This window comes from Nakamurella sp., assembly GCF_048594475.1.
Lineage (GTDB): Bacteria > Actinomycetota > Actinomycetes > Mycobacteriales > Nakamurellaceae > Nakamurella.
This window is the reverse complement of sequence record NZ_JBMDXT010000098.1, coordinates 1-7,967: the sequence shown is the minus strand read 5'-3', so window position 1 is coordinate 7,967 and position 7,967 is coordinate 1. Positions and strand designations below refer to the sequence as shown.

General features: G+C 74.3%; 8 protein-coding genes. 4 read left to right on the top strand and 4 right to left on the bottom strand.

Translation table 11 applies throughout. The features are described from left to right. Positions 1-667: CPBP family intramembrane glutamic endopeptidase (locus ACOJUF_RS05050; protein WP_420120773.1), on the top strand; the 667-nt coding region annotated here is incomplete at its 5' end. Further along, positions 664-2,397 (top strand): alpha/beta hydrolase, encoded by a 1,734-nt coding sequence (locus tag ACOJUF_RS05045; RefSeq protein WP_420120772.1) that lies wholly within the window; start codon positions 664-666, stop codon positions 2,395-2,397. The genes ACOJUF_RS05050 and ACOJUF_RS05045, both read left to right, overlap by 4 nt. 65 nt (positions 2,398-2,462) lie before the next feature. Here ACOJUF_RS05045 and ACOJUF_RS05040 read toward each other — a convergent pair whose 3' ends face one another. Beyond that, positions 2,463-3,785 (bottom strand): diacylglycerol/lipid kinase family protein, encoded by a 1,323-nt coding sequence (locus tag ACOJUF_RS05040; RefSeq protein ID WP_420120771.1) that lies wholly within the window; start codon positions 3,783-3,785, stop codon positions 2,463-2,465. Between the two features lie 228 nt (positions 3,786-4,013). Here ACOJUF_RS05040 and ACOJUF_RS05035 point away from each other — a divergent pair, with 228 nt between their 5' ends. Then, a complete protein-coding gene (locus ACOJUF_RS05035) occupies positions 4,014-5,756 on the top strand; it encodes a SulP family inorganic anion transporter (protein WP_420120770.1) in 1,743 nt (580 codons plus the stop codon). Between the two features lie 79 nt (positions 5,757-5,835). Here the strand turns inward: ACOJUF_RS05035 and ACOJUF_RS05030 are convergent, their stop codons facing one another. After that, positions 5,836-6,300: a VOC family protein gene (locus ACOJUF_RS05030; protein WP_420120769.1), complete on the bottom strand. Its 465-nt coding sequence runs from the start codon at positions 6,298-6,300 to the stop codon at positions 5,836-5,838. A gap of 94 nt (positions 6,301-6,394) precedes the next feature. Between ACOJUF_RS05030 and ACOJUF_RS05025 the strand changes: the two genes are divergently transcribed. Then, a complete protein-coding gene (locus ACOJUF_RS05025) occupies positions 6,395-7,249 on the top strand; it encodes a fructosamine kinase family protein (protein ID WP_420120768.1) in 855 nt (284 codons plus the stop codon). Between the two features lie 61 nt (positions 7,250-7,310). On the opposite strand, the gene ACOJUF_RS05020 is transcribed toward ACOJUF_RS05025, so the two are convergent. Continuing rightward, the gene (locus ACOJUF_RS05020) at positions 7,311-7,739 is read right to left on the bottom strand and encodes an SRPBCC family protein (protein WP_420120767.1); all 429 of its coding nucleotides are present in this window, start codon (positions 7,737-7,739) and stop codon (positions 7,311-7,313) included. Positions 7,740-7,767: 28 nt separating this feature from the next. Next, the coding region (locus ACOJUF_RS05015; RefSeq protein WP_420120766.1) for a hypothetical protein at positions 7,768-7,967 on the bottom strand (200 nt) is incomplete at its 5' end.

Genomic DNA, 7,967 nt, shown 5'->3' with positions numbered 1-7,967 from the left:
CCTGCTCACGCTGCTGGTCGCGATCAACCTCGCCCAGTTCCGGTGGTCGCCGTGGACCGTCCTGATCGGGGTGCTGGCGACCGTCGCCCTCGCCCTGGCGGCCCGGTGGGCCCGGCTCGGGCCGGCCGACCTCGGACTGGCCCGCTCGTCGGCGCCGGCCGGCCTGCGCTGGGGCGGAGCATTCGCGGCGGCGGTCGCGGTGGGCTACGGCCTGGCCCTGCTGATCCCGGCCGCACGGGCCGCGGTGGACGGATCCACACCCGGTTCGTGGCCGGCCGTGCTGTGGTCGATGGCCGTGGTGATCCCGTTGGGCACGGTGCTGCCGGAGGAACTCGCGTTCCGGGGCGTGCTCTGGGGGCTGGTCCGCCGCCGGTCCGGCCCGCGCGCGGCGACCCTGATCTCGTCGGGACTGTTCGGGCTCTGGCACGTGACCCCGGCCTTGGGCGGCGGGGCCGCGAATGCGGCGGTCACCGATGCGGTCGGCGGCGGGACGCTCGGCGTCCTGGTCCGGGTCGCGGTGACAGTACTGTTCACGGCGGGTGCCGGCGCGGTGCTGTGCCTGCTGCGGGCCCGCAGCGACAGCCTGGTCGCGCCGCTGCTGGCCCACTGGTCGGTCAACGCCCTTGGCCTGCTCTTCGTCCAGCTCGCGTCAGAAGGACTCGCATGACCGTCTCGACCGACCGGAACGCCGACGACCGGTCCGGCGCCCCCGGCGCGGCGCCGGTGGGCGCGGAGCCCGGGCCACCGGCGCCGCCGGACCGGGAGCGGCGCCGCCGGTTCCGGTACACGCTGCCCGGCGCCTGGGTCGCGGTGGTCTTCGTCTGCCTGTCGTTCACCCCGTCGCTGGTGCCCCGGCCCGGCGCGTTCATGGGGGTGGTCTGCGGCATCAACGGCGCGATCGGCTACGGCCTCGGGGTGCTGGGCGCGTGGGTGTGGCGGGAGGTCGCCGACCGGCCCGTCCGGCCCACCCGGCGACGATCCTGGCGGATCTTCGCGGCGGCCGGACCGGTGCTGCTGGTGGCCGGATACCTGCTGGGCCAGCGCTGGCAGGGCCAGATCCGCGACCTGATGGGGGCGCCCGCCGAACCGCTGGCGTCCCGGCTGCTCGCGCCGGTGGTCGCCGCCCTGGTGTTCGCCGGCCTGGTCGCCGTCGGCCGCCTCCTGCGTCGCGGCTACCGGTGGACCGCCCGGCAGCTGTCCAGGTGGATCGGTGCCCGCGCCGCACGGGTGGTGGGCTGGGCCCTGGTCGTCGTGCTGACCGTCGGCCTGGTCAGCGGGGTGCTGCTGGACGGCGTCCTGGGCCTGACCGACCGGATCTTCGCGGTCCGGGACACCACGACCAACGAGCAGGCGGTGCCCCCGACCACGGGGGCACGGTCGGGCGGCCCCGGCTCGCTGGTGGCCTGGGACACCCTGGGGTACCAGGGCCGCACCTTCATCGGCACCGGACCGACGGCCGCCGAGATCGGAGCGTTCACCGGAGCGCCGGCCAAGGAGCCGATCCGCACCTACGCGGGCATCGCCTCGGCCGGCACCGCGGAGGAGAGGGCCGAGCTGGCGGTCGCCGACCTGACCCGGGCGGGCGGATTCGACCGCGCGGCGCTGCTGGTCACCGGCACCACCGGGACCGGCTGGGTGGATCCGGCGGCGATCGCGGCGTTCGAGTACGAAACCGGCGGGGACAGCGCCGCCGTGGCGATCCAGTACTCCTACCTGCCGTCGTGGGCTTCGTTCCTGGTCGACCAGGACCGCGCGCGGGAGGCCGGTCGGGCCCTGTTCGACGCGGTCTACCGCACGTGGAGCGAGCTGCCCGCGGACCGGCGGCCCGCGCTGTACGCGTTCGGGTTGAGCCTGGGCTCGTTCGCCATGGAGACGGCGTTCAGCGGCGAGGCCGACATGGCCAACCGCACGAGCGGGATCCTGCTCGCCGGACCGCCGAGCTCCAACGCGTTGCACCGGGAGTTCACCGACCGGCGCGACCCGGGCAGCCCCGAGGTCCAGCCGGTGCTGCGGGACGGCCGGACCGTCCGGTTCGCCAACGACCCCGGGGTGGCGATCCCGCCGGAGGGCGCGCCCTGGACCGGCAGCCGGGTGCTGTACCTGCAGCACGCGTCCGACCCGGTGACCTGGCTGAACCCGGATCTGATCCTGCACCGTCCGGACTGGCTGGCCGAGCCGCCCGGTCCCGACGTCACCGACGAGATGGTCTGGATCCCGTTCGTCACGTTCTGGCAGGTGGCCGCGGACATGCTGGAGCCGGTCGACACGCCGCCCGGCCACGGCCACACCTACACGCTCGAGTTCGTCGACGGCTGGGCCGCCGTCCTGCAGCCGCCGGGCTGGACCACCGACCAGGCGGATCGGCTCAAGGAGATCGTCGGGGCCCTGAGCGGGTGACCCGCGCCGTCCGGCGGCGATCACCTCCGGGCGATCACCTCCGGGCGGCGCCGATCGGCGGCCGCCTACCGGCCAAGGGCCAGCGCGGACAACCGCCGGAAGTCGATCGGATCGGGCATGAACGGCACGCCCGGCCGCTCCCGGGGCAGGCGGACCCGCAACGCGCGCGGCCGGACCGAGCACCGCACCGGAGCCGGGACCATGAGCGCCTCGCCGTCGACGCCGACCGGGATCTGCGTCTTGGCCGGCGCGTCGCCGGACCGGTCGACGTCCACGACGACGTCGCCGTCCCCGACCAGCGTGGTGACCGTGCGGAACTCGGCCCGCCGCAGCAGCGCGGCCGCCTCGCCGGCGCTGGCGATGTGCCCGGCGACGATGCCCAGGACGCCCTGGTCGATGCGTTCCCGGCGGCCCAGGTCGCGCAGCCGCCCGGAGCCGTACGGGTTGTTGCTGATCAGGATCGCCTGCTGATCGGTCAGCGTGCGGGCGCCGGTGCGGACGGTGAGCCGGCTGCCCTGGGTCGGGTCGAGCAGGTCGGGCAGCATCGACAGGATCGTCTTGTTCTTGTTGTCCCGGTACTCCGGGCTCTGCACGATCTCGGCGTAGGCCCCGAACGAGGCGTTGTTGACGAACGGCCGGTCGCCGATCAGTCCCAGGTCGACCCGCACCTCCTCGCCGTCGGTCAGCGCGGCCAGGCAGGTCGACGGGTCGTCCCGGTCCAGGCCCAGGTCCAGCGCGAAGTGGTTCCGGGTGCCGGCGCTGATCACCAGCAGGGGCAGGTCGTGCTCGGCGCAGATGCCGGCGACCTGCGCCTGGGTGCCGTCGCCGCCGGCCACCCCGAGCAGGTCGGCGCCGCGGTCCACCGCGTCGCGGACGAGCGCGGCCACATCAACGTGCCCGGGGCCGTCCAGCAGGGCGACCTCGGCCCCCAGTGCCTCGGCCTTGCGCTGCAGGTCGAAGGTGACGACCTTGCCGCCGCCGGAGCGGGGATTCATGACGATGAACGGCCGCAGCGGCGGCGGGGTCCGGGTGGTCGGCATCCACTCGGGGGCCTTGGTGTGCATCGCCCGGCGGGCGGCGGCACCGCCCAGGCCGAGCAGCGCGATCGTCACGATCGCGACCACGATCGCGTCCTGCCACAGGAAGATCACCAGGACGGCGATCACGGCGGCCACGGCGACGCCGAGGCCGAGCCACCGGCCGACGCCCCGCTTGGCCAGGAACCAGTAGCCGCCGATCAGCACGACGACCGCGCCGATCAGGCCGACCACCAGCAGGGTCAGCCCGATGGCCCCTTCGGTGGCCACGAGCACCACGATCGCGGCGATCCAGGCCACGAAGGCACCGCGGGCCCACCACCGCTGGGCCGGGGTCGACGAATGCTGCATCGAGTGTGTCCTTCTCCGTTGCCGCCAGGTCCGGCGTCGACGGGTGGCGACCGGACGGCCCGGGGCCGCCCGGCGGCCGCACAACCCCCGTGACGCTTCATCATGCTGCCCCACCGGCCGGTGCGGTTCACCCGGCTCGAATGAACTCCGGCCGCCGGGCGGTCCGGATGGATCCCGACCCGCCGGCGCTGTGACAGGCTGCACTCGCGCTGCCCGGAAAGGGGTCCCATGAGCACGGTCGCGGCCATCGAACGGCTGGTGCCGGGCGTTCACATGCTTCGCACCTACCGGCCGGCATGGCTGGGCAAGGACGTCACCGCCGGCCTGGTGCTGACCGCCCTGCTGGTGCCGCAGGGCATGGCCTACGCGGAGCTGGCCGGGCTGCCCCCGATCACCGGCCTCTACACGACCGTGCTGTGCCTGCTCGGCTACGCCGCCTTCGGCCCGTCGAAGGTGCTGGTGCTCGGCCCGGACTCCTCGCTCGGTCCGATGATCGCGGCCGTGGTGATCCCCCTGGTGACGGCGAACGGCGATCCGGGTCGCGCGGTCGCCTACGCGTCGATCCTGGCGCTGATGGTCGGCGCGATCACCATCGCGGCCGGGGTGTTCCGCCTCGGCTTCATCGCCGACCTGCTGTCCAAGCCGACCCAGATCGGCTACATGAACGGCCTGGCCCTGACCATCGTGATCGGGCAGCTGCCCAAGCTCTTCGGGTTCTCGGTGGACGGCGACGGCCTGATCGACGAAGCGACGCTGTTCGTCCGCGGCGTGCTCGACGGGCGCACCGTGCCGGCCGCGCTGGCCATCGGCGCGGGCAGCCTGGCCGTGATCCTGCTGCTCAAGCGGTTCGTCCCGCGGATTCCCGGCGTCCTGGTGGCCACGGTCCTGGCGATCGCCGCGGTGGCCCTGTTCGGGTTGGCCGACCGCGGGGTCAAGCTGGTCGGCGTGCTGCCGGAGGGCTTCCCGCCCTTCACCATCCCAACGGTGCCGCTGGGCGACCTCGGGCTGCTGTTCGCCGGGGCCCTTGGCATCGCGCTGGTCTCGCTGACCGACACGATCTCGACCGCCAGCGCGTTCGCCGGCCGCCGCGGCGAGGACGTCGACGGCAACCGGGAGATGATCGGCATCGGCGCCGCGAACGTGGCCGCCGGCTTCTTCCAGGGCTTCCCGGTCTCGACCAGCGGGTCGCGGACCGCGGTCGCCGAGCAGAACGGCGCCCGGTCACAGGTCACCGGGCTGGTCGGGGCCGGCGCGGTGACGCTGATGCTGGTCTTCTTCCCCGGACTGCTGCGCAACCTGCCGCAGCCGACCCTGGCGGCCATCGTGATCGCGGCCTCGGTCTCGCTGGCCGACCTGCCGGGCCTGCGGCGGCTGTGGCAGCAGCGGCGGTCCGATTTCGCGCTCGCGATGGCGGCGTTCCTGGGCGTGGCCCTGCTCGGCGTGCTGCCGGGCATCGCGATCGCCGTCGCGTTCTCGGTGCTCAACGTCTTCAGCCGGGTGTGGCGGCCGGACCGGGCCCAGCTGGGCAAGGTGGCGGGCCTGAAGGGCTACCACGACACGGACAGCTATCCGGGCGCCGCGCTGCTGCCCGGGCTGGTCCTCTACCGCTTCAGCGGGCCGCTGATCTTCGCCAACGCCAACACCTTCCGCGACGACCTGCGCCGGATCGCCGAGGCCAGCCCCCGTCCGCGCTGGATCGTGGTGACCGCCGAGCCGATCACCGACGTGGACACCACCGCGGCCGACATGCTCGCCGAACTCGACGAGTGGCTCAACGCCCGCGGCGTCGACATGGTGTTCGCCGAGGTCAAGGACCCGGTCAAGGCCAAGATCGACCGGTACGAGCTGACCTCGCGCATCGAGCAGAAGCACTTCTTCCCCACCATCGGCTCGGCGGTCGACGCCTACCGGGAGCAGACCGGCACGGACTGGCCCACCGCCGGCGACCCGGCCGGGCCGCCGGTGATGTAGCCCGCCGCGGGTGCCGGTTCCCGCGCGAGGGAGCCGGCCGGCGGCCCCCGAGCCGCCGCGGGAGGAGCGGCCGGGCCGGTCAGTCGTGCTGGACGACCTCGAACCCGTTCCGGTCGGGGTCGGAGACGGTGAACATCGGGGGCACACCGGGCCAGGTCAGCAGCTCCCCCACACCGACGCCGGCGGCGGCCAGGGATCGGTGCAGCGCCGCCGCGTCGGCGGTGGTGAACCGGACGCCGACCTCCCGGCCGGCCGGGGCCGTCGCCGAGGCCGGGATCAGGGCGATGGAGGGGCCGCCGCCGGGCGGCGCGACCTCGATCCACCGGCCGCCCAGCTGGGGCATCGGCACGTCCGTCCGGACCTCGAAGCCGAGCGTTCCGGCATAGAACCGCAGGGCTTGATCCTGATCGGTGACGGGCACTCCGATGGTGTGGATACCGTCGATGCGGCCCGTGCCGGCCGGGCCGGACCCGGCCGCGGAGTCGGCCGGAACGGCGTCGGCGGGGATGGGCCCGGTGGACCCGGGCCGGGCGGGGGTGGTCATGTGGTCCTCCGTTGTGGGCCGGTGGGCGGCGCCCGGCCGGACCGGCCGTGCGCGGACATGATGATCGACCGCCGGCGGGGACGAAACTGATCGCATGTCGACCCACGAGCACCCGTCACCGTCCGACGGCCCCGCCGACGGCGGTCGATCCGACCCCGCGGCCGGCGACTGGCCGGCCGACCTGCCCCGGCCGATCCGGGAGGAGCCGCTGGAGGGCGGGTACATCGGCCGCACGACCCTGGCGACCCTGGCCGACGGGCGGACGGTGGTGGTCAAGCGCTGCCCGTACCCGGTTGACCAGGAGGCCGACGGCCTGGCCGCGCTCACCGCGGCCGGGGCCCCGGTGCCCGCCGTGCTCGGCGCGGCCGCCCGGACGCTGGTCCTGGAACACGTGACCGGGGATCCCGACTGGGCCGGTCTGGGCCGTGCCGTCGCCCGGCTGCACCGGAGGACCGCCGGCCGGTTCGGCTGGCCGACGCCGAACTTCCACGGCCGCTTCCCGCAGGACAACACCTGGACGGACACGTGGCCCGCGTTCTACGTCGAGCGCCGGGTCCGGCCCCAGCTGGCCCGGGCGGAGCTGCCCGCCGAGTTGCGGGCCCGGATCGACGCGGCCTGCCGGGGCCCCCTGCCGGAGCTGCTGCGCCCGGATCCGCCGGCCTCGCTCACCCATGGCGACCTGTGGCCGGGCAACATGGTCGGGGGCCGGGCGTTGGTGGATCCGGCGGTCAGCCACGCCGACCGCGAGCTGGACCTGGCCTACCTGAGCCTGTCGGACCGGCTGCCGCCCGCGTTCCTCACGGCCTACGCGGACGAGTACCCGGTCGACCCCGGCTTTCCCGAGCGCCGCGCGGCGCTCCTGCTGCACAAGCACCTGGTCAACGTGCGGCACTTCGGCGACCGCGCCCGGCCGCCGCTCTGGGCACTGCTGGAGCACTACGGGTGGTAGTCGGTAAGGGTGGCAGTTGGCACGGGTGGCAGTCGGTCCGGGTGGCAGTCGGGACGGCCCGTCAGCGGGCGCCCAGTGCCTTGCCCACCCCGGAGCGCACGGTCCGCGCCCCAAGCAGCGGGATCAGGGCGGCCACCAGATGACCCTTCCAGCCGTTGGCGTGCCGCTCCAACCGCACCTGCACCTTGCTGCCGGTGCCGTCGGGCGTGATCCGGTAGTCCCACCGGGACCCGGCCGCCCAGAGGTTGGACTCCGTGGTCACCGCGGTGATGGTGCCGGCCGCGGCGTCCCAGTCGTAGCGCTCGCGTTCCCAGCCGAGCTTGTTGCCCTCGGTCACGTCCGCCCAGGTGTCCCCCACCGCGTGCACGACGAGGGTGGACTGGTCGACATTGGGGAACGCCTCGGCCCGGCCCGGTCCGAAGTCGGTCAGGACGCGGAGCGCGTCGGCCGGGGCGAGGTCGGTGGTCACGGTCGCGTGGATCACGGGCATGGTTCGACGGTACGGAACCGGCTCGCGATCAGCGACGGCGGCGCCGGCGGCGGGTCGCCCCGCCGGTCATCATGTCGGTCCAGGCGTTGACGAGCTTGGTCTGCTCCCGCTTGGCCGACCGCTTCGCCTCGGTGGTCGCCTTGCCCCGGGCGGTGTTGGCCACCCGGTTGGCCGCGCTCAGGTAGGCACTCATGAACGGGTTCTTGGCCATCGCGCACTCCTTCTCGG

What these genes read in the sequence shown, in the direction of transcription:
- ACOJUF_RS05030 (WP_420120769.1), bottom strand. Translation starts at nt 6,300, where the DNA reads ATGACCACCCCCGCCCGGCCCGGGTCCACCGGGCCCATCCCCGCCGAC.
- ACOJUF_RS05045 (WP_420120772.1), top strand. Translation starts at nt 664, where the DNA reads ATGACCGTCTCGACCGACCGGAACGCCGACGACCGGTCCGGCGCCCCC.
- ACOJUF_RS05040 (WP_420120771.1), bottom strand. Translation starts at nt 3,785, where the DNA reads ATGCAGCATTCGTCGACCCCGGCCCAGCGGTGGTGGGCCCGCGGTGCC.
- ACOJUF_RS05020 (WP_420120767.1), bottom strand. Translation starts at nt 7,739, where the DNA reads ATGCCCGTGATCCACGCGACCGTGACCACCGACCTCGCCCCGGCCGAC.
- ACOJUF_RS05025 (WP_420120768.1), top strand. Translation starts at nt 6,395, where the DNA reads ATGTCGACCCACGAGCACCCGTCACCGTCCGACGGCCCCGCCGACGGC.
- ACOJUF_RS05035 (WP_420120770.1), top strand. Translation starts at nt 4,014, where the DNA reads ATGAGCACGGTCGCGGCCATCGAACGGCTGGTGCCGGGCGTTCACATG.